We start from the raw sequence: 23,509 nt of genomic DNA, 5'->3' as shown, positions 1-23,509 counted from the left end.
GTAAAAATTACGGACAAACGCTATTCAGCCGACAATAGACCGTACTTCAGGGCATAACTCACCAATTCACTCTTTTTGGTTGTTTTCAGTTTATCCATCAGCCGTACTTTATACGTATCCACGGTTCTAATACTGAGCGATAGTTTGTCCGCGACCTCGGCCAGCGAATAGCCGTGGGCAACAAGACGCAAGACCTCCCGCTCCCGGGGACTGAGCAGAACGTAAGGAGCTTTTTTGTCAACGGTTTCCTGTTCCCGGTGCAATAAAACATGCAGCAACAGGTTGGAGTCCTGTTGGCTGAGATAAATACCTCCCGCCTGCACAGCCTCAATCGCTTTAAACAGATCAGTGTCTGCCGCGCTTTTAGGTACATACGCAGAGGCGCCTGCTTCCATTGCCCGCTTGATATAATTTTCATCCTCATGCATCGTTAATACAATCACCTTAGACTCGGGGTAACGGCTTTTGATCTCCTTAAGGCATTCCATTCCATCCATAGCAGGCATAGACAGGTCAAGCAACAAAATATCCGGTTGAAGCTGCTCATACAGTTTTAGCGTCTGCTCGCCATCCGCCGCCTCGCCAACCACCTGCATGCCCGGATTCCGCTGCAGCAGCAGTTTCAGTCCGGAACGAAGCAGTTTATGGTCATCCGCCAATAACACCTTAAGCTTTTGTTTCACGATAATTCTCCTTTCCCGGGTGGAATTGAGGAATGGCAATGAAGAGCTCAGTACCGCCCTGGGCGGACTGCCTAATCTCCAACCTGCCTTGAAGAAGCTCTACCCGTTCACCCATCCCATACAGGCCAAGCCGATGCTCTTTCTGGGCACGAATTAGATCAGAATCAGAAATTCCCCGGCCATTGTCGGCTATAGTGACCATAATCTGCTCAGGCTGAAAGGCTATATCAATTGACACCGTGGTGGCGCCGGAGTGCTGAACAACATTATTCAAGCTTTCCTGGACAATCCGGTACAGAGCGACAGCAATTTGGTCTTCAACTGAAGTTTGCCGGCCTGCTGTACTTAGGTCAATGTCTAACCCATGGCGGCTGGCGAATTTCTCGCTATAGCGTTCGATCGCAGCTACTAAACCGAGATCATCCAACGCCGGCGGTCTCAACTCAATCGCCAGGTCGCGAACCTCCCGTAAAATATTGGCGGCGACGTCACGCCCCAGCAGCAACGCATCTTTTTGTTCCTGATTCGGCGCATCCTCCGCCAAAACCCGCATTGTCAGCATCAGCGAGGTTAGTGCCTGACTTGTTTCATCATGCAACTCGCGGGAAATCCGCTTGCGCTCATCCTCCTGAGCTGTCATTAGCTTGGTAATCAACGTATCACGCAATTGCTCCTTAGCGCGCAGTTCATCGAGCAGCACTTCCTTATCGTCACTGGCCTTAATTAGACTGGCGGCCATTTCGTTAAACGCGGTGGCCAGCCTGCCAACCTCGCCTGTATCGCGAATATCGGCTCGAATCGTAAGATTCCCCCGGGTTATTGATTCGGCAACTTCCGCCAGCTTGCGAATCGGGTTGGTAATTAACACCGATATTCTGCTGGATAAGAATACAGCCAGTGCGCAGATAATGAGGACAGTAAGCAATACGTCTTTTATATACTCATTAATGGAGTTTCGCGTATACTCCTCGGTCATGCCGACCCGAACATAACCAACCGCCCCATTTTCAACGGGAACAGCAATATCATGTATAGCCCCTTCGTCAGAGTTAAATACAGATATTTTTTGCTGAGTCAAATCAGACATATCATCCAGCAACCCCTTAGGAATACCGCCGTGAAAAGTATGCGCCAGCAAACGCTTGTTACTGTCGATGATTAGAATATACCGCACATCTTCACTGCTTGCTGCTGTCTGCTCCGCCAACTCATATAGATTGTAGAGATCTTCCATCAAAACATAATTTCCACCGGCCAGGGCTACGTGATTTGCAATCTCCACGCCACGCTTTTGCAGCTGCCTGGAAACAATATCATCAAGAGAATTCCAAACAATTAAGCCGGTGGCCAAACTAAGTAACGCAATGATCAATAGCGCCATTGCCAGTATCCGGTAATAAATTGAGAGCCGTGACATCATCATAGCTGTTCTCTCTTTTCTCGCAGCATCCGCCGAATGGGTTCATACTGCTCCGGCTGAGGCGGCACGAACCGGTCAATTGACAAGCCTTGCATTGCCGGCGTCATATCCGGGTTTTCATGCATGGTGAGCAGCGCTTTTCGCAGGATTTCCCGCTGTCCCGGATTTACACTTTTACCTGCTACTACCGGGCCAATCCCGGCAGGCGGCGAAACAGCAATAATTTTGACGGCCTCCGCCAGCTCCGGCTGCCTTTGTTTAGCCCGGTAGTACACTATACTGGTAACAGGCGCAGCATCTACAACTCGGTTGGCAACTGCACGAAAGGATTTATCATGACTATACGTGTAAATATAGCGTCCAAAGAATGTTTCCGGGGTCTCGTTTTTTTGTCGAAGCATTTGTTCTAAAAATGTGTAGCCGGAGTAGCTTAACGGGTCGGTAAAGGCGACAGTCTTACCTTTTAGATCAGCTATATCGTTTATCTCGCTATCCTTCGCTACAACGAGGTACCCCTGATAATAGGGGATACCCAGCCGCTGTTGCGATGCCAGCATCTCAATCTCGGCAAAGCCACTGTAGTTCGCATATTCCCCGGATGAGAAAAACGCGATGTCCGCGCCGCCATTTAAAAGCAGCAGTGCAATCTCAGCATAACTTTTTCGTTGAATCAAAATCACCGGCCTGTTTACATGCTGGCCAAGAAAGTTAGCAATGGAGCGGTAATGCATTACTGTCTCCTGCGGCAACAACACCGAGGAAGTCGCCACCCGCAGAGCATGCGAATCTGCGTCGACGGCAGAAATATCCGGCGGCGCTTCCACTTGCTTAAAATCGATGTATTTGCCGTTATTCAGGAAAGAGCCACATCCGGTGCAGATAGCCAGCACAATCGCACCTAAACAAACAAACCGCAAAACGTTTCGCTCCATAATCCGCCCGCCCAACAGATAAGTGTGTATTCCCTTCAATTAATATTATGTCATTCTCTCTTGGAAACGGTAAATCCTCCCGAATTTACAGAATTGCCCGCAAACAGATATTATCCGACTCATCCCCCGCTCATTTCCTGGCGCAAAAACAGGGATAGTGTCAAAACACTATCCCTGTTGCGCATTTCGTTTTACTTGCCTTTTTCCATTCGCGCCACGACTCTGTGCCATAGGTGTTTCTCTAAGAAACTGCCTTCTACGCTTTCTTCCATATCCTGAAACATTTTATACGGAACAGTAAATGACAGCATGTCAGCTTCGATCATGGGCCGCACTGTAATATCAGTCAAACCCACGACCGCTCTGGGGTTTTCCTTCTGGGCCTCGGCGTAGGGAACAAGGAAAATGGACTGACACCCTGCACCAAAAGGTATCATAACATTTTCATTGCCGGGCCTGTAATAGTTTGCCAGTACGGTAAGGGCCGATAGCTGATCATTATTAACATAGAAGACAATTAACTCCGGTAGTTCCCTGGCAGTATCAAGCTGTGACAAAGGTTTAAAAATTACGTACTGATAGGGAATATCAGTGATTGGCAAACACTCAACAAACTCTGCTCCCAGCTCAGGATTTTTTAGATATCCTTCGCCTTCAAGCTGGCCGCTTTTACCAACTGACAAAAAATATTCAATCCCGCCCGGATAATTCGGATAATGGCCAAAGCCTAAGCCTACTTTACCGCCAGGACAGCCGGTGGTTTTACGTTCAAAAACTGAGGTTTTTCCTTTTGCCGCCGCAATAAATAACGGAATTGCACAGCTCCACTGTCCTTCTTTACCCTGAAGCGCCCCTGCCGGTTTTTCGTTGCTAAGCAAAACAGCCACCGGTTCATAACGCAGGCTCAATTCTTTAACTAAACGGCTTTCCATCTTGTTTACCTCCCTTATTTTTAATTCTATACTGTTATGAAACTGCTTACTTGTTGGCTATCTGTATCAGTGTTTTCAAACGTAGATAGAGTTATTATTTAGTTGTCACGACAACTACAACTTCAAAAAAAATCAGTTACTTGATGTTATCATAAATTTGATTTAGCATTTTCTTCATTTCCGCCACTTTATGCTGTTCTAGGCCTGCTGTTGCTTTATCTAATAGCTGCTGAGCCTTAGGAATCAGTTGTTCACGCAATGCGCACCCGTCGTCAGTCAAAAATATTTGAAAAGCTCGCTTATCCACCGGATGAGGTTTGCGAATAACTAACCCCTTTATTATTAGCTTTTCCAAAATGCGATTGGTGTTTGGTTTGTCTTTAAAAGTCAAATCCGATAACTCTTTGGGAGTAACACCTTCTTTTTCCCACAAACAGTTTAATATAGCCCATTGCTCCGGCGTTACATCATGGTCTTTTAATTGGTGAAACAGCTCATTCTTTAGTTTTGTATTTACTTTGTTTAGGATAAATCCTAATGAATCATCTAATTTAAAATTCATGTAAACCACCATCTAGTTGTCCTGACAACTACATTATAATCTTATCACAATAATCAGTCAATATGTTTTCAATAAAATATCCGATAAACAGTGTAATTTATTCTTTCATATACGCCAGCGCTTTATCGCGCACTTGGGGCAGCTCAATATACAAATTTTTACCCGGACAAAGCGTTGTGTTTAAATCGCGATGTCCAACCACGTTGTTATAATCCGGGGTAATATTATATATGTGGCTCAGAGCCGCCACCAGTCTGGCTGTTTTTTCAAGCTGAACAGCAGTGGGTATTGCGTCTTCAAAGTTGCCATCCAGCACAATGCCGACAGAAGATCCATTGTGGTTGTATGTATGGGCGCCTACGGTATCTCTTGGCCGCCCCCGTTCAATCATACCGTTTTTGTGAATTACATAGTGATAGCCAATACCTGACCACCCGTTTCGCAAATGCAAGCGATGGATTTCCGCCGCCGCTTCCTCAGCAGCGCCCATTCCAACATGATGAATAACGATTAAATCAGTAAAAGCCCGTGTTGCCAGGGGGCCAAACGCCAGGTTGCTTTCCTGAATTTCCAGATCGCTCTCTTTAATGGCCGTCGGACTGCTAAAGCTGCCCGCGTCAATCCGCAGGCGATACATGCCGGCACGCAGTACAGACGGAACAAGTGCATACCGCATTTCCGGCATTACATTCTGGTTCTTAACAACAAGCCGCACTGAACAATCCTGCTGATTGACAGCTTTCACCTCAGCCCGCTTAATGTACGGATTGTCATAATTCATTTGTCCGGTTAAATCACCAGGCCGGCACTTTTTTATCAAAAACAGAAATTCATCTGGGACCGAACTTGGAATAATCTCAGCAACACCCGAAACCATCAATTCCAGCCAGAAATAACTTTGATCAGAACCGGTTGGGTTTTCTAAACCACTGCGAATGTAAACAAGCTTCGTCGCTTGTTCCTTAGGTTGCTCCTGGGCCAGTGCCTTACATACATCGAAAAAGTTTTGTCCGAGCCAAATAGTTGAACATGCACCAAAGGTGTTTCGTAAAAAATCTCTCCGCTTCATGCAATAACCACCAAATCTATTTAACTTTATACATTTTATTTCGATCCGGCTGCCAAAATACCTGTCCTGTTGCATTAGGTAAATTGAGGCAATACAAGAAATCTCGGGACAATATTTTTAGCACTTACTCTGTGAGTCCCCTTAGACTCACGGGGACGGTTCTCTTGATGCATTACAAGCAAGGGGACGTATATTTTGCTTCGCAAAATACAATAAAATAAAGAAGCAAAAAGAAATATCCCCTTGTTTCTTACTGGGGATATTGTCTCATATCTTATTGATTTGACCGTGCACTTCTATCGTAAGCGCTTACTATAAAACACCTCTATATAGAAAATCCTTTAATCTACTTTGACACCCAATAAAAATCCTTCTTTTATTGGATCATCCGGATCTAAGACAAACTGGTGAATTCCAGTGACATAGGCCGAACCAGTTACTTCCGGCACAATCGCAGGCAATGTTCCTACGGCAGCCTCTTCTATGACTCTTGCCTTGAAAATTGTCCCGATTATGCTTTCGTGAATGAAGTCTTCACCAATTTTCAGCTGTCCTTTGGCATACAGTGTTGCTACTTTAGCCGATGTACCGGTGCCACAGGGAGACCGGTCGATAGATCCAGGCGGGATTACAACGGCATTCTTAACGTGAGCCTCCGGATGAGTCGGAGGACCATAAAATTCCACATGCGTAACCTTGTCGATAAAAGGCTTTTCCGGATGGATTACTTTAATTTGAGCATTTACAGCGTCTTTAATCAAGTTCCCGATCCGAATTATCTCCATTTCGTTTTCCGGTAAAATCGTAAGACCCACAGCAGCTGCAGCAACGATTGCATAGAAGTTTCCTCCGTATGCAATATCCAGTTTAATGGCGCCAAAGCCTGGCAAGTCAATTACTTCATCGGCAGCATACAAAAAAGAAGGTATATTTTTGAATGTTACACTCTTGGCAACAGTATCTTCTACAGCCACTTGAACTTTCACAAGCCCGGCCGGCGTATCAATAGAAAATTCTGTTGTAGGTTCGTGCACAGGAACCATTCCGTTCTCTACCATTGCTGTGGCAAAACCAATCGTATCATGCCCACACATGGGAAGATATCCGCCAACTTCAATATAAATTACACCTAAAGTTGCATCCGGATTACACGGCGGCGTAAGGACAGCTCCTGACATTACGTTATTACCCCGCGGTTCAAACATCAGCATTTTTCTGATCCAGTCCATGTTATCCCGCATATATAGCATTTTTTCACTCATGGTTTTCCCTGGTATGACTGGTATTCCGCCGATAATATTTCTTGTTGGCTCACCAGCAGTGTGCGTGTCGATTGTGGAAAATAGCCTGCTAAAACGCATATTTCTTGTATCCCCTTTAGTTTTAATACGGCGATAATGCTTTTTTATACCGCAGACTCCATTGCCGCTTTTCTTAAACTACTGCTTATGCGATAAAACGTGATAGAAAAGCCTGCGCTCTCTGTGTATTGGGATTGGTGAAAAAGACATCAGGGCTTGCATCTTCCACAACATTGCCGTCAGCCATAAACAGGATCCGGTCAGCTACCTCCTTGGCAAAACCCATCTCATGGGTAACGACAATCATCGTCATACCCTCGTTAGCCAACTTACGCATTACGGCTAGAACATCACCAACCAGCTCAGGATCCAGCGCCGATGTCGGCTCATCAAAAAGAAGCATTTTAGGTTCCATGGCCAGCGCCCTGGCTATCGCAACGCGCTGCTGCTGTCCGCCGGACAAGGTATGCGGCATCACGTCAGCTTTGTCGGATAAGCCAACTTTATCAAGCATTGCCAGAGCTTTCTCGCGCGCCATTTTTTTAGACATTTTTTTTACAAGCACCAGCGCCAGCATAACATTCTCGACTACGGATTTTAGCGGAAACAAATTAAAATGCTGAAATACCATGCCGACATCTTCCCGCAATTGCCTAACATCAAATTTTTCGTCGAGCGTATTTTTTCCGTTGTAGAGAATTTTCCCGGCTGTCGGTTCTTCCAATAGATTCAAGCATCGCAAAAAGGTACTTTTCCCCGCTCCGGAAGGACCAAGAATACAGGTTACTTCTTTTGTATTAAAGTCAATATTCACATCATCCAAGACCATAATATTATTGAATTGTTTCTTTAAATTACATACCTGCATCATCTTCTATCTACTCCCATCTTCTTCTCTAAGGCACTCAATAGAATGGTAAGTATTGAAATTAAAACCAGATAAAATAAAGCTAAAAGCGTATAACTTTCAACGAGGTTAAACGATGTGGCCGCATATTGACCGGCTTGATAAGTCATTTCAGCAACACCGATTACCGTCAAAATGGCTGTGTCTTTAATGGTGATAATAAATTGATTTCCAAGGGCGGGCAGCATGCTTTTAAAGGCCGGCGGAAAAATTAAGTGAAACAAAATCTGAAATTTGTTCATACCGAGTGAGTACCCTGCTTCCCACTGGCCTTTGGGCACCTCGTTCAGTGCCCCCCGGACAATTTCCGAAATATAAGCGCTGGCATTAATGGAAATGCAGAGAATCCCTGCTATCTCCCGGTTAAAACTAATATCCAGCATACGCGGTATAACAAAATAAATGTAAAGCGCTTGCACGATAATTGGCGTGCTGCGAATGATCCAAACATAGAAAGCGGCTATTGAGCTTAATACTTTAGACTTTGTCGTCCTGATATAACCCGCACAAACACCAATGATAAAACCGGCTAAAATACCAAGTACGGCTATGAGAATGGTCATTTGCAGCCCATCAACAATTTTGGGGAATACTATAGGAATACTACTCCAGTTAAACATTTAAGCCCTCCGTCTGCTTCATACCCTGTGTTGCCTCTGAGTCTATAGGAATCAAGGAGTTTTTGCACCGCCGGACACATCAAGATTAATCCATTTTTTCTGCAGAGCATCAATTGTGCCATCGTCTTGCAATTCCTTGAGTGCTTTATCGATCTCGGCAACATATTTACTGTCCTTAGGGAATGCAAAACCGCAAGGCACTTTTTCTACTTCAGTGCCAACTACTTTAATTTGGCTGTCCGGATGTGTCTTTAAATAGTAAGCCACGTTAGGAGTATCATAAATTGTAGCATTTGCCGTTCCCTTTTCTACCTCCATATACGCTGCCGATTGCTGTGGAAAAGCGATAATTTCAGAATCAGGATAAGTCTTGCTTGTGTAAGCGTGCGCAGCTGCTCCTTTTTCCACCGCGATTTTTTTGCCATGTAATTCATCCTGACTGGTTATAGTGGAATCTTTTCTGACAACTGCCCGCAGCCCGGCATAGTAATACGGAGCAGTAAAACTCATTTTCTTCTTTCTTTCTTCTGTAATACAAACTTGTCCGGCAGCGATATTGACTTGTCCGCCCTGTACAGAAATAAATAGAGGATCAAATTCCATAACTTTTAATTCATACGTAAATCCCACTTTTTTACTAATCGCATCAATTAAATCTAGATCAAAGCCAATATTCTTGCCGTTAGCATCCTGATAAAAAAAAGGAGCATATGTCCCTATACCTACTAGTACTTTTTTCCCTTTTAACGAAGTATCCTGGGTTGATGCGGTATTGCTTGCGCTACTACCGCATCCTGTTGCAAGAATGGAAAGAGTAACTATAGAAACCAACATAAGAAACCATTTTTTAATCGTTTTATTCATCGAACTCATCCTCCTCTTATTTGGGAAATAAATGAAAAGCGGCAATGAGGCCCTTATAATTAGAGGCCCCATTGCCGCCTTTCTTTAAATACTGCTTTATTAGAATTCATGACCGTTTTTTTAGGCATACAATTGTTCAGGCATCGCCATTAAGGGAAATAATTGGCCCACACCCGGCGTCATTCCAGATCTTAATATGTCGTTTAAGCTCGCCAACCTATTTTTACCAAACCTTCACCCGAATAAAAAACCCGTAATACTCTCATAAACCACCTCCTCAATGAACTGCAGCTTGTCCTGTATATAATACATAAAAACTAGCAAGAGAAATTTACCAATTTTTATTGTCACCAAATTACTAAATTCGATTATAGAAGGTAAAAGTAATAGAATCAAAGCCATATAGCGCTATTGTTTACCCCAACAAAACAAAAGATTAAAATGTTCACGAAAATGAATATTTTTTTCATTTACTTCATTAATTTTGATATATTTTTCATTTTTATAGCAAAATCATGTATATAATTTCATTTTATAAACAATATAGCATCGGTGGATTATATTGTCAATAAGTTTTTTTACCACTTGCTGTTCCTATATATCTCTTAAATCCTTCCTTGTGAAATTTATCACTGTCGCTACATAATAGTCTCACCATGCGGACTCACAGGGACGGTTCTTTTGATGCAGTTACTACTTTTCTTTATGCCTGGTAATTACACTCTGGTTTATCCCCGTAAGTCTAGCTATTTGACGTGTTGTAATACTAGTATTGCATCTCTTTCCGGTTTTTTTACTGCTTGTAATTCCTGTGGGATATTCACTCTCACTCATAAAAAGATTGGACATGGTTATCCATAAGGCAATATCCGTAAACCCTATAGGCGCAAACATTTCTATAATACTGCACACATTCTAAAAATCTTGATTATCCTCATCGTCTTCAAAAATCACCTGTCTATTTATGCCTATATGGTATATTCCACTTTTACTTTTTTGAAGCGCTTTCTGGCCATGTTTGTCACCTCAGATATTTTAAACATCCACACATATCTGACTCAAGAGAACCGTCCCCTTGAGTCTACAAAGAAAGCTGCCTCGTTGAAGGCAGCTTTCTTGCGAAATTTTGATGTTAGGGACTCACAGGGACGGTTCTTCTGATGCATTCAGCTATTTGACAGTTGATTTTTTCATTGCTGGTAATTCCTACGGGTACTCACGTTTGCATATTTTTTAATGAGCATCCTTATTTCTTCATCTTTTTGCGTTATTTGTTCTTTATTCTCAAGGCTCTCGTAAAACATATCCGGTTAGCTTGCACTGTGATCTCTGGGCAGCACCGGCAGCGCAATATAAAAGATACTGCCGTGTCCCAGTTTGCTTTCCACCCAGATACGCCCCCCATGCATATCTACAATTTCTTTAGCTATAGACAGCCCCAGACCGCTGCTGCTGCCAACATTGCGAATAATCGCGCCCTGTCCGGCATAAAAACGGTCAAATATTTTTTCTAATTCTTCTACAGAAATACCGCTCCCGGTATCCTGAACCGAAAAAAACACTTCATCACCGGGTATGCTGATTTCTGCGGCAACGGTTATACTTCCGCCGGCAGGTGTGTACTTCACCGCATTATAAATTAAGTTGGCAAAGACCTGCTCCAACCGGAATCGATCTATCCTTATGATCTCATCCTGCACCTCTGCAGGTGCCTGCATAAGTAACGTTACATTCATATTAGCCGCATCCAGTTGGTACGATTTCATCAAAGATTTCAGGAAATTTCCTATTAAAATTTCCTGCCAGTCTACCGTCAGCATTCGCGCTTCCAGCTTGCAGAGCGTAAAGAAATCTTCAATCAGGTGATTCAGCAATAAAGTTTTACTATGTATAACCTGCAATGCCTTTTCTTTTTCTTCCGGCTTCTGCGCAACCCCGTCTAAAATAGCTTCTACATAACCACGGATCATCATGATCGGTGTGCGCAGATCATGGGCAATATTGCTAACCAGATTCTGGCGGGCCTTTTCCACACAAGCCAAATTTTTATTTTGCTGTTGCAAAAGAAGTGTAGTTTCCCGAAGCTCACTGGTCCGTTCCAGTACTTGCCGTTCCAGATTCTCGTTAATGGTATTAATCTGTGCATTAAGCTGATTCAATTCATCATTGTTACGAAGAATCTGCAGGGTAGCTTCTTCTTTTTGCTGATATACCCGCCGAACCCGCTGAATAAGAATAAAAGCCTGACAGCTCAGGTCAATCAACTGTCCGGAAACGCCGATTGCAATAGGGAGAGCAAATAAGCCAAGAGATCGCAGGGCATCTGCCGCCATAGAGACTGCCCAGGCTCCAATTCCCGCGGCATAGATACGGGCTTCTTCATTTGTACGCAGTTGCCCCCAGAATACATAAAACAGCAGCACAATATTCAAAACCAACATGCATAACGCCATTTTTACTAGAAACACACTGTTGCTGGTATCATACCTGAGCAACAGCATACCGCCTATAGCCAACAGAAAAAGTAGATAACGGATGGTTCGGACTGCCTTCACATGCCGTTCCTGCACAATAGACTCCAAAAACCAAATTAAAAAGCCCTGTCCAAATAGAGCGCCTGCCATAGTTGTGAATAACAAAACCTGCGAGGACGGTATCAGCATCTGAATATTAAAAATGCCGCTCATACCCACCAGGCTGTTACAAGCTGCTCCCCCGGCAAACGCATAATAACTCTTCAGACCTTTATTGCGCAAGGCCATGATAAAAGCAACGCCGCAGCCAAAAAAGCCCAGGAAAACTGCCCCTGTACGAAAAAAGTCCAGCCTCGTCCGACTGGAAACAATCTCGGCAAGAGCGCCAATCCGAGGCATGGCTCCCAGACCGATAATTGGGCCATTGGAATGGATTCGTAGATAAATATCCTTTCCGGCCGACCCGGCAGGCAATTCAATTAAATGCATAGGAAACCAGGGATTGTACTCAGTACCGATGGGAACGGGAATTTCACCGTTTTGATAAACTCGCTGCCCGTCAATCCAGCATTCGATATGATGATTGACTGTCGCCAAAAATAAAATAGGCTTGACATACTCCGTGGCCGGCAAATTACCGTGCAGCCACAGTACACTTTTACCATCCCAGCCGGGCGGTTGTCCGGGAAATTTTGCGTCCTGCCATGCTCCCGGCTCAATCGCTGTCAGCGTCCATTCCGGCCGGCCGTCAGCAGTTGTCGGTGAATCTCCCCAACGGTACTGCCAGCCCTCCCGGATATACAGTTCCGACTTATTACCATTGATCCAGACGATTCCTATAATTGTAACAATTACGATTATCAGTATGATAGCAATAAAAAGACTATACAAGCCCTTCACATTATTTCTCTGCAAAATGGTCCCGCTTTCCCGCTAAAGGTGTCCCTGGCACCCGTTGCGCCCAAACACTGTTAAATTGATATCCGGTCCCCCAAGCTGTCAAAATATAGGCAGGCTGAGCTGAGTTCTTCTCAATTTTCTTACGTAAGTTGCTGACGTGAACGATAACTGTCCGTACATCCTCGTTTACATTTACGGACCAGACATTACGAAATATATCTTCGGCACTGAAAACAACGCCAGGATTTTGCGCGAGCAGCAGCAAAATATCAAATTCCGTCCCGGATAACTTAATCAGCCGCTGGTCAATCCAGGCACTGCGGCTGCTCACGTCGATACGCAAACTGCCGAACTGAAGCACGTCCTGGCCCAATTTCCTTGCTTCCCGCCGGCGTAAGTGAGCTTCTATACGAGCTACCAGTTCACGCAGGCCAAATGGTTTGACAATATAGTCGTCGCCGCCAATGCCCAGTGCAATAACTTTATCACTTTCTTCCCCTTTACAGCTCATGAAGAAAATGGGGATATCGACGTGCCGGCGCAACTGGGTACAAACTTCTACACCACTGAGATCCGGCAACACGTTGTCCAGCAATATTAAATCCGGCTGGTGCAGGATTGCCGCCTGAATCGCGCCGATCCCACTGTGCACGCACAAAGTACGATATCCTTCCTTTGTCAGATACATACTCACTAATTCACATAATTCAAGTTCATCATCCACGATTAAGATAACAACTTCCTTGGCCGTACTGACTCCTCCCTCAAATTCAAAGGAATTGCAAATGCAACTCTTACAGATAGTTTAATAAATACAACCATTGCTGCCTGTGTGGAAAAGCGGAAGCATTCCGCTTTTTTGGTAACAGACCTTCAGGCAAGATCTCCTAGTCTAGTGTAAATGGGAGCGACCAGTTGTCGTAGACTCCGTATATTGCATAATCGAATTAAGTTTTTCAGATTTTCACACACTTGATTTTACAACAAAAAGCGGTTTCCGGCTACTGCCTGTTGAACCGCTTTTTTGTTGTTTAGACAGACCTCCAAGACACTCGAGTCCTACACTTTTTCGACAAATTACAAAATACAAAGAAATATTAATAAATGATAAATTTTTTCTTTATATTTCTTTGTATTTCTTTACTTGAAGTGGACAATTAGTCCTATTATGATAAAAAATACAATAATTCATAAACAAATTGTTCGGCGGAATGCTCAAAGTATCAGTTTCGTAGTACAATGCGGCGGAATAACCGCAATCTTTACAGAGAAGCCGTATAGCCCAAATGGGCTGCTACAAGTAAAAGATTAAGGAATTCTGTCAAATGCAGCAGTCATCATGTCGAATCCCGAAGAGGAGGGGTTATCCAAAACAGAATTACGCATGATTTACAGTTAGTTATGAAAAGGAGGAGTGAACTTGTTTCCAATATCCAAGCAATTCACGAAGCTAATAGCAATATGCCTGGCCGTATTACTGCTGGCGGGCAATCCGGCTGTTGTTGCCCCGGCAAGTGCTGCAACAGATTCAGCAAGTAATACACAAACCAATGAATTACCCGTATTGACCATAGAAAAGCCTGCTGTTAATGAAACGCCATTAACTCAAGCTGTTTTTAATGCGGACTCCAGCAGGCTAAGCAACGACCAAAAGACAGCACAGTTCCTTAATCAACTCATTCCTTACTATCTGCAAAACGGTAAGCACCAAGGGCCAGATTGGCTGAGAACAACCGATATTAACTTTTCTTTTACAGAAAACTATAAGCCGGTATTTTCTCTGGAAACCATTCAGCCTTTTTCTCAAACCACAAGAAACAGTGAACTCTTGTTTTGGCAAGGCCGTTATTCCTATCAGAGCGATGCCGATACAACTGCCAACCTAGGGATCGGCTGGCGAAAGCTATCGGAAGACAAAACGAGTATTATTGGTTTTAATGCGTTCTATGATTATGGATTTAAACATGATCTTGCCCGTGTTGGCGTAGGTGCAGAATACTTTAACAAATTAGCCGAATATCGGGCGAATTTTTACTTCCCCACCTCGGGCGATCGCCAAATAGACGAAACTGTTTCAAGCGATGGCATCTTATATACCTATATAAGAGCGGTACAAGGCTTTGACTATGAGGTCGGCTCGACATTGGCAAACGCTCCGTGGCTTGGCTTCTATGCATCTGGGTTTTACTACGATAACAAACATAACGACGATGAAAAAGGGTATAAACTGCGCAGTACACTGCAGCTTTCTCCCCGAATTTCTCTGGAAATGGGCTATACCAGATCCAATCTTTCGAGTGGAGACTTATACGGTAAGATCCAATATCAACTGGCAGACAAACTAGGACCGTCCCTTTTCGGCGACAGTGCCAAAGATAAGAAATTCAGTGATATCAGCTACAAGCTTTTACAAAAAGTGCAACGGGAAAGTCAGATCAAATCCGAGACCTTTACTAAATTTGTATCCTATGTAGGCAGTATCAGTACGACTGTTACCAATGGCAGTGGACAACCTATTCAGGGAGCTAGCCTGCAGGCCTACAAAAACGGGAATCCGGTCGGTAGCGCCGTCATCACGAATGCAGCCGGAACCGGAGTTATCAATGGACTGGATGTCGGAGCCTATACAATTAAGGCCACCTATTTCAGCTACTCCAATAGCAGTACAGTAACGGTACAAAAAGATCAGGAGGCCAGTACGGCGATCAGCCTGCCGATAGTCGGCGGCACTATTGTAGTGAATGTTTTTGACGCGCAAGGCGGCTCTGTAAGCGGTGCAACTGTTACCGCCAACGTAGTCAGTGGGGAACACTCACGGGCTGAGAGAAATCTCTTTGACCGCATCCTAGGTGTAAAAACAGCATTTGCTGCTGAGGCAGCATTCACACTTAGCCTGACTACAGGCGCTGATGGAACTGCCCATTTTGCTAATTTGCCGCCGGGCAATTACCGGTTCACCGTGCAATCAAACGGACAAAGCATGAACAGTATCGCTGCTAACGTTCCGGCAAACGGCGGTACAAGCAATGTCAATGTTGTGCTGCCCTCGTCCAATATCACTACCGGCAGTGCAGCAATTACAGTTACCGACGGAAGTTCCCCGCTAAGTGGCGCAACTGCCAGCGTCACTGTTAACGGCACAACACAAACGGTTACCACCAATAGTACTGGCTTAGCAACCTTCAGTGATCTGCCCGCAGGCAGCTACAGCTTCTCAGTCAGTAAGGAAAGCTATATTAGCAATACTGTCACTGTAGCCGTTAACAATGGTGTAACAGCCGCCAGGACAATAGCACTGGCACTACAGACCGGTAATGCAACGATTATCATCCATGATGGAACAAATCCAATTAGCGGTGCAACCGTCAGCGTAACAGCAAACGGTGCAGTACGGACGGCGACAACCGATGCCTCCGGTCAGGCGACATTCACCAATGTACCGATTGGTACGTATACCTTCACTGCGGCAAAGAGCGGTTATGACAGTAGTACCACAAGTGTAATGGTGACGAACGGAACTACCGTCTCCGGGACAATTGCACTGGTAAGACAACTCGGCACTATAACCATCACCATCACTGATAGAACCAATACGGTCAGCGGCGCAACTGTCACGTTGAATGAAACGACCTCCGGAACAACGGATGAAATGGGTCAGGTTATATTTTATTCCCAACCGGTTGGTATGACTGGCTATACTGTAACTAAGTCCGGTTATGACACTAAAAGCGGCAGTATAACGATCGTGAATGGAACCGCCGCATCGGAAACAATTGCCATAATTAGACAAACCGGTACTGCAACCATCACCATCACGAATGGAATTGATCCGATTAGTGGCGCTACCGTCACCATACCGGCTTTCGCGTGGACGGTGACAACGAACGAACTCGGCCAAGCAACATTCACTGATGTACCGACCGGTACGTATAACTTTACGGCAACAAAAACCGATTACAGGAGCAACAATACTACTGTACCGGTAAGTCATGGAACGACCACGAACGGAACCATCATCATAGTAAGGCAAACCGGCTCTGCAGTGATCACAGTCAGCGAAGGGAGCACTCCCATTCAGGGCGCCACCGTCAGCGTAACGGTAGATGGCACTGAGCGCACAATAGCAACGGATTCATCGGGACGGGCGCAATTTAGCAATCTCCCAACCGGCAGCTATACCTTCACAGTAACCAAGACCGATTATAACACTAATACCTGCAGCGCTATGGTAGTAAATTCGGGTAATACACCTGCCGTCGTTTCGCTGACCCGGCAAACCGGCAATGCAGCGATTACAGTTAATGACGGAACCAATCCAATTAGTGGCGCAATCGTCAGCATAACGGTAGACGGTACAACGCGGGCAGCGACAACTAACGAACTCGGCCAGGCAACCTTCACTAGTATACCTACCGGTACGTATACCTTCACGGCGACAAAGAACGATTATGACAGCGCTACCACAAATGTAACAGTGACGAACGGATCAACGGCCACCGGAAGCATTTCCATGTCGGAACAATTGGTCGGAACCGTAGTTGTTAAGGTTTTAGGTCCCATCCAAATGCCTAAAGTCGGTGCGAGCGTATCCGTGGTTGTCAACGGCACTGCACGAACACAGATAACTGGCTCAGATGGTACTGTGACATTTTATAACGTACCGGCGGGCACCCACCAGTTTTTATCGGGAATGTGGGGTACAAGTGTAACTGTGATATCTGGTCAAACTGTAAATGCAGTAATCAATGCGCCACTCTAACGCTGAAAGAATTCTAATGAATTTTATATCAGGTAAAACTCCCATGCTCTTGAATATCCTGTAGAAGTGCTGAAACCCTTGGTCACTGCGGAGCTGCCTAACTCTGCAGTGACCCTTTCTGTTCGTTTATCTGCTTTAATACAATGCCTATGAAGTTTTAGTAAAAACACGGGGACAGGGACACTGTTTTATGGGAAGACACAGGGACTGGTAGTATTGTTCTGCTTGTTTTTAATGAAACATTAACCACTGCCCCTGTGTCTTTAATGTTGTTTATAGCATCAAGGGGACGGTTCTTTTGATGCATTTCCTATTTGTCTTTTATGCCCTGGTAATCACACTCTGGCTTATCCCCGTAAGTCTAGCTATTTGACGTGTTGTAATACCTTGTATTTTTTTAATTTCTCTTAGCATTGCGTCTCTTTTCGATTTTTCCATTGCTTGTAATTCCCGCGGGGTACTCACGTTTGCATATTTTTTAATGAGCATCCTTACTTCTTCATCTTTTGGCGTTATTTGTTCTCTATACTTAAGACAATCATCATTTGCTGATGTCTCTCTCATAAAATGTGCAAAACCTTTGCGGGCCTGATCGCTATCTATTGAAAACATCCCCAGTATAAAATTAGAGTCCACTATTTGACTGGTATTAATATATTCATCATAACTACTAAACTTAAAATCAGATAAGCTTTGTATTAAGCCAGCTTTTAACGGATTCTGGTGGATGTACCGTAAAACAACCAGTAGGTATGCGTCATCTTCTATAACCTCACTTTTAAAACGGTCTTGGAACAAGTGCCCGCATCGATCATATTTTCGATTATACCAAGCTACGTAGCGTACACCGATTCTTTTCATAATTGACGCAATCTCTTCTTCAGTTTCCTTTATCAGTAAATGAACATGGTTATCCATAAGGCAATATCCGTAAACCTTACAGGCGCAAATATTGCTGTAATACTGCACACACTCTAAAAATCTTGATTTATCCTCATCGTCTTCAAAAATCACCTGTCTATTGATGCCTCGTAATATTATATGATATATTCCACTTTTACTTTTTTGTCGCGCTTGTCTGGCCATGTTTGTCACCTCAGATATATTTTAACATTTTCACATATCTGACTCAACGGAACCGTCCCCTTGAGTCTGCCAGAAAAAAGTAGAACCCCTTATCGCATGTGCTTTAAGGGGTTGCTTTTCTTCTATTATCTATGTAAGAATCATCAACGGCTCCCCGTGCGGTCAGTATACTGCACAAAAAGCTGCGTTGTTGAAGTCTTGAAGTCATTATTTTTTCGAGCCAAATATCACATTCATTTATCCTCTTCAGGTACCGCAAGGCCTGGATACATAATTATTTTATTCTGCTCTTCACTACTTACATCACGGGGAATCGAAGCCATCGCCTTTTCCAGCCATTCCTCCGCAGCTTGCGGATCCTCTGTGTCTGTATTTTTTACATGGTCAATCCGGCTTGTCACTTTGCTCATTTGTTTCATCCTAGCACCAACTTTCCCAATTATTTTACTGCTTCTGAGCATACTTTTAGTTTAGCTTATTACTGATTGCAATGTCATAAAAATTATATCCTTTAGTATTACAAAATAATTACAAATAAGGTCAAAAGAAGTGTCCCCCTTTTATTTCCAGCCCCGCCTGGCAGCAAAAAACCACCTGGTGTACGCAATTAAGCGAACATCAGGTGGTTTCTTCTGATTGCTATTTTAAAGTCTGCAAGGAAAGAATATGGTAAGTCACGCCCATCCCCACCAGAGATAAGAACAGGCAGATATATACTCCAGGCAGTAAACTCATGGAAAGACCCAGTGATCCCCACAGAAAGGCTATCGCCACAACCTTCGTCTTGCGGGTAATGGCCCGGTAAGTATGGTAATTATAAATATAGCCGCCAAATGTTTTATGGTTAATCAGCCAATCATACAGCCGGCTGGAACTGCGCGCAAAGCAATACGCCGTGAGTAAAAGAAAAGGCACTGTCGGCAGCAAGGGAAGAAAGATGCCCAGAATGCCAAGGAATAGGGAAAGACAGCCCACTGTCATTAAAATATATTTTTTAAGGATTTTGCCGGGATACATCAAGCTAGCACCTCATAGTAGTAAATATATATAGTACAATCATGCCCGGGGTTACGCCCTCTGTACCTGCGGATGCCCTGGCGGCCTCTGTGCCGTAGGAATGCCATCCGCTGCCGCAGCCAAGGACGGATGGCCGTTCGGAGTGTGCCGCATGCCCGGATGCTGCGCCGCCGCTCCGTCCTGAGCGGCAATCCGCTGCAGGGCAAGGCCGGTTCTCCCTGTCAACAGGGCCTCAACGCACTCCACCGTCGTCTGGGCCAGGTTGACCTGCCAGAACTGGCCAGCCACGGTCAGTCGGTACATAGCGCCGTTGTACTCTACCAGCCCGCGTTCTGCCCACAGGTCGTACAGCCACTCCAGCTCGGCCAGCCGCGCATCGGCCCCGGTCAGGGACGGCAGCGCCAGAAAACCCCGTTCCAGTTGATCCACCACCAGATTAACCACCGGCTGCAGCGGCGACTGCTCCATCAGCACCATAAAGGGCTTTTGCCCCGCTCCAATCATCTGTTCGTACGGCGGCAGCAGCCGGTGGAGCATGGCGGCATAGCCGCCGATATTGCCGCCGGCGCCGCAGCCGAAGGGAAACATTTCTCCCCCCTGCTTCGCCAGCGTGTTATACAGGCTCCGCTCCCGGCTGCTCCGGGACCAGTGGCAAATGCTGAGACGGTTAAAGGAGCGCTTGGCCAGAAATTCGTGGGCGAAAGCGAACATCTGCGCCTGCCGGGCCGTGCTGGCCGCCGCCGGCAGCTTGCCGGCCCGGATCTGCCTGTTCAGCTCGCTTTCCTCGAATACGTTGAGCTGGTACAAATCCATGCCGTCCACCGCCGCGGCGGTCAACAGCTCCAGATCCTCCTCCCAGGCTTTCATATCCTGTTCCGGCAAACCATAAATCAGATCGACGACCACCGCACACTGCTGGTAAGCCTTCAGCGCGGCCAGGCGTTTCAGTACGGTCTCGCGGTCGTCCAGCCGTCCCAGCGGGCGCCGGATATGGGTGTGGAAGGACTGGACCCCCAGCGACATCCGGTTCACACCGTTCGCCAGCCACACCTCCATTTTCTCCGGCACCAGGTCGTGAATGCGGCCCTCCAGGGTCAGCTCATAGTCATTGGACAGCGGCAGACACCGGCCAATCGCCTGCAGCAGCCGTTTTGCGTTCTGCGGCGACAGCGAGGTCGGCGTGCCGCCGCCGATAAACACCGCCTGCACCGGCCCCCCCTGCAGCCGCGGCGCATCAGCCGCGTCCTCCAGTTCCTGTACCAGACAGTCAATATAACGGTCCTCGGCCGCCTGGCTGGCAGCATTCTGAAAGAAGTCGCAATACAGGCACTTGGTCTGGCAGAAGGGAATATGGATATAAACGGAACGCGGCTCCCGGTTTGCCGGTGCATCGGCCATCAGGCGCCGCCAAAGCGCCTGTGTCTGATCCGCCGGGACGGGACGTCCGGTCAGGCCGGCGTGCACCACCCGTTTGCGAGGAAAAGCACAGGTCAGGGGTTCGACATGCTCACAGCCGAACTGAAGCGCCCGTTCTTCCGGCGGAAGGGCCTGAACTATAGCCTCCAGCTTCATCGTCCGGTACGCTCCAGACGTTTCAGCGTTTCGGCGGTAAACGCCCCGGCTGCCGCCAGATCGGCTTCATCCGGATGGGACGAGGCGCGCTGGTGCAAGGCGGCGCGTTCCGGCGTCACTGCATGGGGGTGTCCGGCTGCAAACATTTTTTTCATCTCTTCAATCAGCTGCGGGTCTACCTTGCCCTGACAGATAAAGGTGTTGACCGGCGGCTCGTCCGCAGGGCGCAGCGCCGCCGCGCTCTTTAGGCTATCCGCCGCGTGCGGTGATGAAGGATCGGCTCCCAGCGTGGCAAACAGGGCGATTTTCGGATGTTCCAGCCGTTCCAGCAGCTGTTTAGCCGCCGCGTCCGCCGTCCCTCTGTCCACCCAAAAGCCCACAAATACGCAGTCATAAGCGCTGAGGTCCGCCGGCGCATCCGCTACCGGCACACAGGGTGTGCCTGCCGGCAGAGCGTTGCAAACCGCCGCCGCAACCTTTTCGGTGTTGCCTGTCTTTGAAGAATATAAAACGATACATTTCATGTCAATCATCCCTTCTATTATTTAATTCAATACAAAATGGACTGTAGTGGTAAAGCTTACCGCCGCCCGTGCCGCGTTCGGATACGGGCAGGCGGCGCGGATGGCCTGCAGGGCGGCCTGCTCCAGCAGGCTGGAGCCCGAGCTTACGGCGCCGGCGCTCACCAGATTGCCGTTCGCATCCAGCGTGACCGCGACGGTGACCGCTCCCTGGATATTGCGTTTTACCGCCATATACGGATACTGTTTATTTGCGTCCACCGCGTTGGCGAAACCGACAAAATCGAACGGGCTGCTGCCTGTCCCCACAACGCCGCTGCTGCCGGAACCCTGCCCGTCGCCAGCGCCTTCCCCGTGTCCGGCTCCGGCGCCGGTACCGCCGCCGGAGCCGGCTTGGCCTTCTCCGGCACGACTGCCGACAGCACCGGCCACCGCCGTAGTACTGCTGCTCACCGGTGCCGACACCGGAGCAGCGGCTGGCAATGCCAGGCTGTCTGCCGATACCGGCGCCGGGTCCGCCGTCAGAGCTTGCGGCTCCGCCGGCCGGGTATCCGGCAGGGAATCGCCGCCTGCCCGGCCACTGCCCTGGGCGGAATCTATCAGCATATCCAAATCAATCACGTATTCTGCTTCCGGATGGTGCTGTACATACCCGGTAAAGAACAGTCCAAAGCATAATGCCACGCTCAAATGAACCAACACGGAAAACAAAAAGGCCCTGCGCCAGCTGTAACATTTCGCCATGAAATCACCTTGCCTTCTTTTCCGCCGCAATCCCCAGCTTCTTCACACCAGTCGATTTAAGCATATCCATAACGGCTACCACCTGACCGTGCGTGGTAGACTGATCCGCCTGCAGCACCACCGCCAATTGCGGATTGGCCGTCACCTTCTCCTTTAATTGCGCGGCAGCCGCCTCCAACGGCATGGCCTTAGAGTCCATGGCGATGCGTCCCGCCGCGTCGACGGTAATAACCACCGGCACCTGCGAAGGCACTTCTACCCGCGCCGCCTGCGGCAGCTGCACCGACATCGCCCGCTGAGTGGTCGTCTGCAGACTGTTCATCATAAAAAACACCAAAAGAAAAAAGATAATGTCGATCATGGGAATAATCATAAACTGGGGAGAATTTATACTGCGAACATTACGGAATCGCATACTCTCACTCATTCCTTTCGCTTACACCCGGGAACAAACCGGCAAAAAGCCAGTCAGCCGGGAGATTTTTTGGGGGAGCACCGCGATTGGCTGTCAGCCCGCTTCCCCTCTTTTATGTTCCAGGACAAAGAAGCACAGGTCCTCTGTGGCTGTTATCACATTGTCAAACTGATGGGAAAAAAACGTATGGATAATAAACGCCAGTATCGCGACGCACAAGCCGGCCGCCGTCGCCACCAGCGCCTCGCCGACCCCGCCGCTGATTGCCGCCGCACCGCCGCTGGCAGCGTCCATAAGACTGAACGAGCCGATCATGCCTATAACAGTACCGAGCAACCCTAAAAGCGGCGCCATCGTGACAATTGCGCTCAGGTAGTCCAGATGCTTTTTCAGTCCCGTCATTTCCACCGCCATCCGTTCCTCAAACGCATCCTTGACCGCCATGGTCCCCAGTTGGGGGGATCTGGCGTGGAGCAGGCCGGCTTTGGCCGTCCGGCTCACCACCGTGTCAAACTTATTGCAAACCGCAATCGCTTCGTCCCAGTCCTGGGCATCCAGCGCAGCATGGATCTGCGTTTGCAGCCCGTCGCCGTTTTGCCCGTTATGGCGATAGTAGAAAATCCGCTCCACGGCAATCATCACAGACAGCAGCGAACAAAGGAGCAGAGGGTACATGACAAACCCGCCCTTATAAAACAAATGAATCAAATAGTTGAATCCTTCCAACATTT

General features: G+C 46.9%; 21 protein-coding genes. 1 reads left to right on the top strand and 20 read right to left on the bottom strand.

Annotated elements, in window-relative coordinates:
* Positions 1-20: 20 nt before the first annotated feature.
* The 12 genes from SATMO3_RS02935 to SATMO3_RS02880 all read right to left on the bottom strand — a co-directional run bounded on the left by SATMO3_RS02935 (position 21) and on the right by SATMO3_RS02880 (position 13,388).
* Entirely contained in the window at positions 21-683 is a 663-nt protein-coding gene (locus SATMO3_RS02935) for a response regulator (protein ID WP_371377256.1), read from the bottom strand.
* Positions 667-2,106 carry an ATP-binding protein gene (locus SATMO3_RS02930; RefSeq protein WP_371377254.1) on the bottom strand — a complete coding sequence of 480 codons (1,440 nt, stop codon included), beginning with the start codon at positions 2,104-2,106 and terminating at the stop codon, positions 667-669. Before SATMO3_RS02930 ends, SATMO3_RS02935 begins: the two co-directional genes overlap by 17 nt.
* Positions 2,103-3,035, bottom strand: a complete 933-nt coding sequence (gene phnD, locus SATMO3_RS02925) for a phosphate/phosphite/phosphonate ABC transporter substrate-binding protein (protein WP_371377251.1) — start codon at positions 3,033-3,035, stop codon at positions 2,103-2,105. The genes SATMO3_RS02930 and phnD overlap by 4 nt, the downstream gene beginning before the upstream one ends.
* Positions 3,036-3,226: 191 nt before the next feature.
* Entirely contained in the window at positions 3,227-3,967 is a 741-nt protein-coding gene (locus SATMO3_RS02920; protein ID WP_371377248.1) for a DUF169 domain-containing protein, read from the bottom strand.
* 136 nt (positions 3,968-4,103) lie between these two features.
* A complete protein-coding gene (locus SATMO3_RS02915) occupies positions 4,104-4,529 on the bottom strand; it encodes a MarR family winged helix-turn-helix transcriptional regulator (protein WP_371377245.1) in 426 nt (141 codons plus the stop codon).
* A 97-nt stretch (positions 4,530-4,626) separates the two neighbouring features.
* Entirely contained in the window at positions 4,627-5,598 is a 972-nt protein-coding gene (locus tag SATMO3_RS02910) for a peptidoglycan recognition family protein (protein WP_371377242.1), read from the bottom strand.
* 341 nt (positions 5,599-5,939) lie between these two features.
* The gene (locus SATMO3_RS02905) at positions 5,940-6,959 is read right to left on the bottom strand and encodes a proline racemase family protein (protein ID WP_371377240.1); all 1,020 of its coding nucleotides are present in this window, start codon (positions 6,957-6,959) and stop codon (positions 5,940-5,942) included.
* A gap of 85 nt (positions 6,960-7,044) precedes the next feature.
* A complete protein-coding gene (locus SATMO3_RS02900) occupies positions 7,045-7,770 on the bottom strand; it encodes an amino acid ABC transporter ATP-binding protein (protein WP_371377238.1) in 726 nt (241 codons plus the stop codon).
* Positions 7,767-8,426, bottom strand: a complete 660-nt coding sequence (locus SATMO3_RS02895; protein WP_371377235.1) for an amino acid ABC transporter permease — start codon at positions 8,424-8,426, stop codon at positions 7,767-7,769. Before SATMO3_RS02895 ends, SATMO3_RS02900 begins: the two co-directional genes overlap by 4 nt.
* Positions 8,427-8,477: 51 nt before the next feature.
* Complete coding sequence (locus SATMO3_RS02890; RefSeq protein WP_371377233.1) at positions 8,478-9,290, bottom strand: transporter substrate-binding domain-containing protein; 813 nt, start codon at positions 9,288-9,290, stop codon at positions 8,478-8,480.
* A gap of 1,310 nt (positions 9,291-10,600) precedes the next feature.
* Positions 10,601-12,679, bottom strand: coding sequence for a sensor histidine kinase (locus tag SATMO3_RS02885; protein ID WP_371377230.1), 2,079 nt, complete (start codon positions 12,677-12,679; stop codon positions 10,601-10,603).
* The gene (locus SATMO3_RS02880) at positions 12,666-13,388 is read right to left on the bottom strand and encodes a response regulator transcription factor (RefSeq protein WP_371377227.1); all 723 of its coding nucleotides are present in this window, start codon (positions 13,386-13,388) and stop codon (positions 12,666-12,668) included. The genes SATMO3_RS02885 and SATMO3_RS02880 overlap by 14 nt, the downstream gene beginning before the upstream one ends.
* A 696-nt stretch (positions 13,389-14,084) precedes the next feature.
* Here SATMO3_RS02880 and SATMO3_RS02875 point away from each other — a divergent pair.
* Positions 14,085-17,423, top strand: a complete 3,339-nt coding sequence (locus SATMO3_RS02875; protein WP_371377224.1) for a carboxypeptidase regulatory-like domain-containing protein — start codon at positions 14,085-14,087, stop codon at positions 17,421-17,423.
* Between the two features lie 321 nt (positions 17,424-17,744).
* Here the strand turns inward: SATMO3_RS02875 and SATMO3_RS02870 are convergent, their stop codons facing one another.
* The 8 genes from SATMO3_RS02870 to SATMO3_RS02835 all read right to left on the bottom strand — a co-directional run bounded on the left by SATMO3_RS02870 (position 17,745) and on the right by SATMO3_RS02835 (position 23,507).
* The gene (locus SATMO3_RS02870; protein ID WP_371377222.1) at positions 17,745-18,509 is read right to left on the bottom strand and encodes a transposase; all 765 of its coding nucleotides are present in this window, start codon (positions 18,507-18,509) and stop codon (positions 17,745-17,747) included.
* Between the two features lie 233 nt (positions 18,510-18,742).
* Positions 18,743-18,919 carry a hypothetical protein gene (locus tag SATMO3_RS02865; RefSeq protein WP_371377219.1) on the bottom strand — a complete coding sequence of 59 codons (177 nt, stop codon included), beginning with the start codon at positions 18,917-18,919 and terminating at the stop codon, positions 18,743-18,745.
* Between the two features lie 229 nt (positions 18,920-19,148).
* Positions 19,149-19,526: a YbaN family protein gene (locus tag SATMO3_RS02860; RefSeq protein ID WP_371381662.1), complete on the bottom strand. Its 378-nt coding sequence runs from the start codon at positions 19,524-19,526 to the stop codon at positions 19,149-19,151.
* Between the two features lie 51 nt (positions 19,527-19,577).
* Positions 19,578-21,098: a heme anaerobic degradation radical SAM methyltransferase ChuW/HutW gene (hutW, locus tag SATMO3_RS02855; RefSeq protein ID WP_371377216.1), complete on the bottom strand. Its 1,521-nt coding sequence runs from the start codon at positions 21,096-21,098 to the stop codon at positions 19,578-19,580.
* On the bottom strand, positions 21,095-21,622 hold the full coding sequence (locus tag SATMO3_RS02850) for a flavodoxin family protein (protein ID WP_371377214.1): 528 nt from the start codon (positions 21,620-21,622) through the stop codon (positions 21,095-21,097). Before SATMO3_RS02850 ends, hutW begins: the two co-directional genes overlap by 4 nt.
* Before the next feature lie 21 nt (positions 21,623-21,643).
* A complete protein-coding gene (locus tag SATMO3_RS02845; RefSeq protein ID WP_371377211.1) occupies positions 21,644-22,363 on the bottom strand; it encodes a TonB family protein in 720 nt (239 codons plus the stop codon).
* Positions 22,364-22,367: 4 nt separating this feature from the next.
* A complete protein-coding gene (locus tag SATMO3_RS02840) occupies positions 22,368-22,778 on the bottom strand; it encodes an ExbD/TolR family protein (RefSeq protein WP_371381661.1) in 411 nt (136 codons plus the stop codon).
* 93 nt (positions 22,779-22,871) lie between these two features.
* Positions 22,872-23,507 (bottom strand): MotA/TolQ/ExbB proton channel family protein, encoded by a 636-nt coding sequence (locus tag SATMO3_RS02835; protein ID WP_371377209.1) that lies wholly within the window; start codon positions 23,505-23,507, stop codon positions 22,872-22,874.
* Positions 23,508-23,509 lie beyond the last annotated feature (2 nt).

The organism is Sporomusa aerivorans (assembly GCF_041428895.1).
Classification (GTDB): domain Bacteria; phylum Bacillota; class Negativicutes; order Sporomusales; family Sporomusaceae; genus Sporomusa; species Sporomusa aerivorans.
Note: the sequence above shows the minus strand (reverse complement) of the source record. Positions and strands in the feature narration are given on the sequence as shown.

Excerpts from the sequence above, each read along its gene's own strand:
- SATMO3_RS02930 (WP_371377254.1), bottom strand. The coding sequence starts at position 2,106 with ATGATGATGTCACGGCTCTCAATTTATTACCGGATACTGGCAATGGCG.
- phnD (WP_371377251.1), bottom strand. The coding sequence starts at position 3,035 with ATGGAGCGAAACGTTTTGCGGTTTGTTTGTTTAGGTGCGATTGTGCTG.
- SATMO3_RS02920 (WP_371377248.1), bottom strand. The coding sequence starts at position 3,967 with ATGGAAAGCCGTTTAGTTAAAGAATTGAGCCTGCGTTATGAACCGGTG.
- SATMO3_RS02915 (WP_371377245.1), bottom strand. The coding sequence starts at position 4,529 with ATGAATTTTAAATTAGATGATTCATTAGGATTTATCCTAAACAAAGTA.
- SATMO3_RS02910 (WP_371377242.1), bottom strand. The coding sequence starts at position 5,598 with ATGAAGCGGAGAGATTTTTTACGAAACACCTTTGGTGCATGTTCAACT.
- SATMO3_RS02905 (WP_371377240.1), bottom strand. The coding sequence starts at position 6,959 with ATGCGTTTTAGCAGGCTATTTTCCACAATCGACACGCACACTGCTGGT.
- SATMO3_RS02900 (WP_371377238.1), bottom strand. The coding sequence starts at position 7,770 with ATGATGCAGGTATGTAATTTAAAGAAACAATTCAATAATATTATGGTC.
- SATMO3_RS02895 (WP_371377235.1), bottom strand. The coding sequence starts at position 8,426 with ATGTTTAACTGGAGTAGTATTCCTATAGTATTCCCCAAAATTGTTGAT.
- SATMO3_RS02890 (WP_371377233.1), bottom strand. The coding sequence starts at position 9,290 with ATGAATAAAACGATTAAAAAATGGTTTCTTATGTTGGTTTCTATAGTT.
- SATMO3_RS02870 (WP_371377222.1), bottom strand. The coding sequence starts at position 18,509 with ATGGCCAGACAAGCGCGACAAAAAAGTAAAAGTGGAATATATCATATA.
- SATMO3_RS02865 (WP_371377219.1), bottom strand. The coding sequence starts at position 18,919 with ATGAGCAAAGTGACAAGCCGGATTGACCATGTAAAAAATACAGACACA.
- SATMO3_RS02860 (WP_371381662.1), bottom strand. The coding sequence starts at position 19,526 with ATGTATCCCGGCAAAATCCTTAAAAAATATATTTTAATGACAGTGGGC.
- hutW (WP_371377216.1), bottom strand. The coding sequence starts at position 21,098 with ATGAAGCTGGAGGCTATAGTTCAGGCCCTTCCGCCGGAAGAACGGGCG.
- SATMO3_RS02850 (WP_371377214.1), bottom strand. The coding sequence starts at position 21,622 with ATGAAATGTATCGTTTTATATTCTTCAAAGACAGGCAACACCGAAAAG.
- SATMO3_RS02845 (WP_371377211.1), bottom strand. The coding sequence starts at position 22,363 with ATGGCGAAATGTTACAGCTGGCGCAGGGCCTTTTTGTTTTCCGTGTTG.
- SATMO3_RS02840 (WP_371381661.1), bottom strand. The coding sequence starts at position 22,778 with ATGCGATTCCGTAATGTTCGCAGTATAAATTCTCCCCAGTTTATGATT.
- SATMO3_RS02835 (WP_371377209.1), bottom strand. The coding sequence starts at position 23,507 with ATGTTGGAAGGATTCAACTATTTGATTCATTTGTTTTATAAGGGCGGG.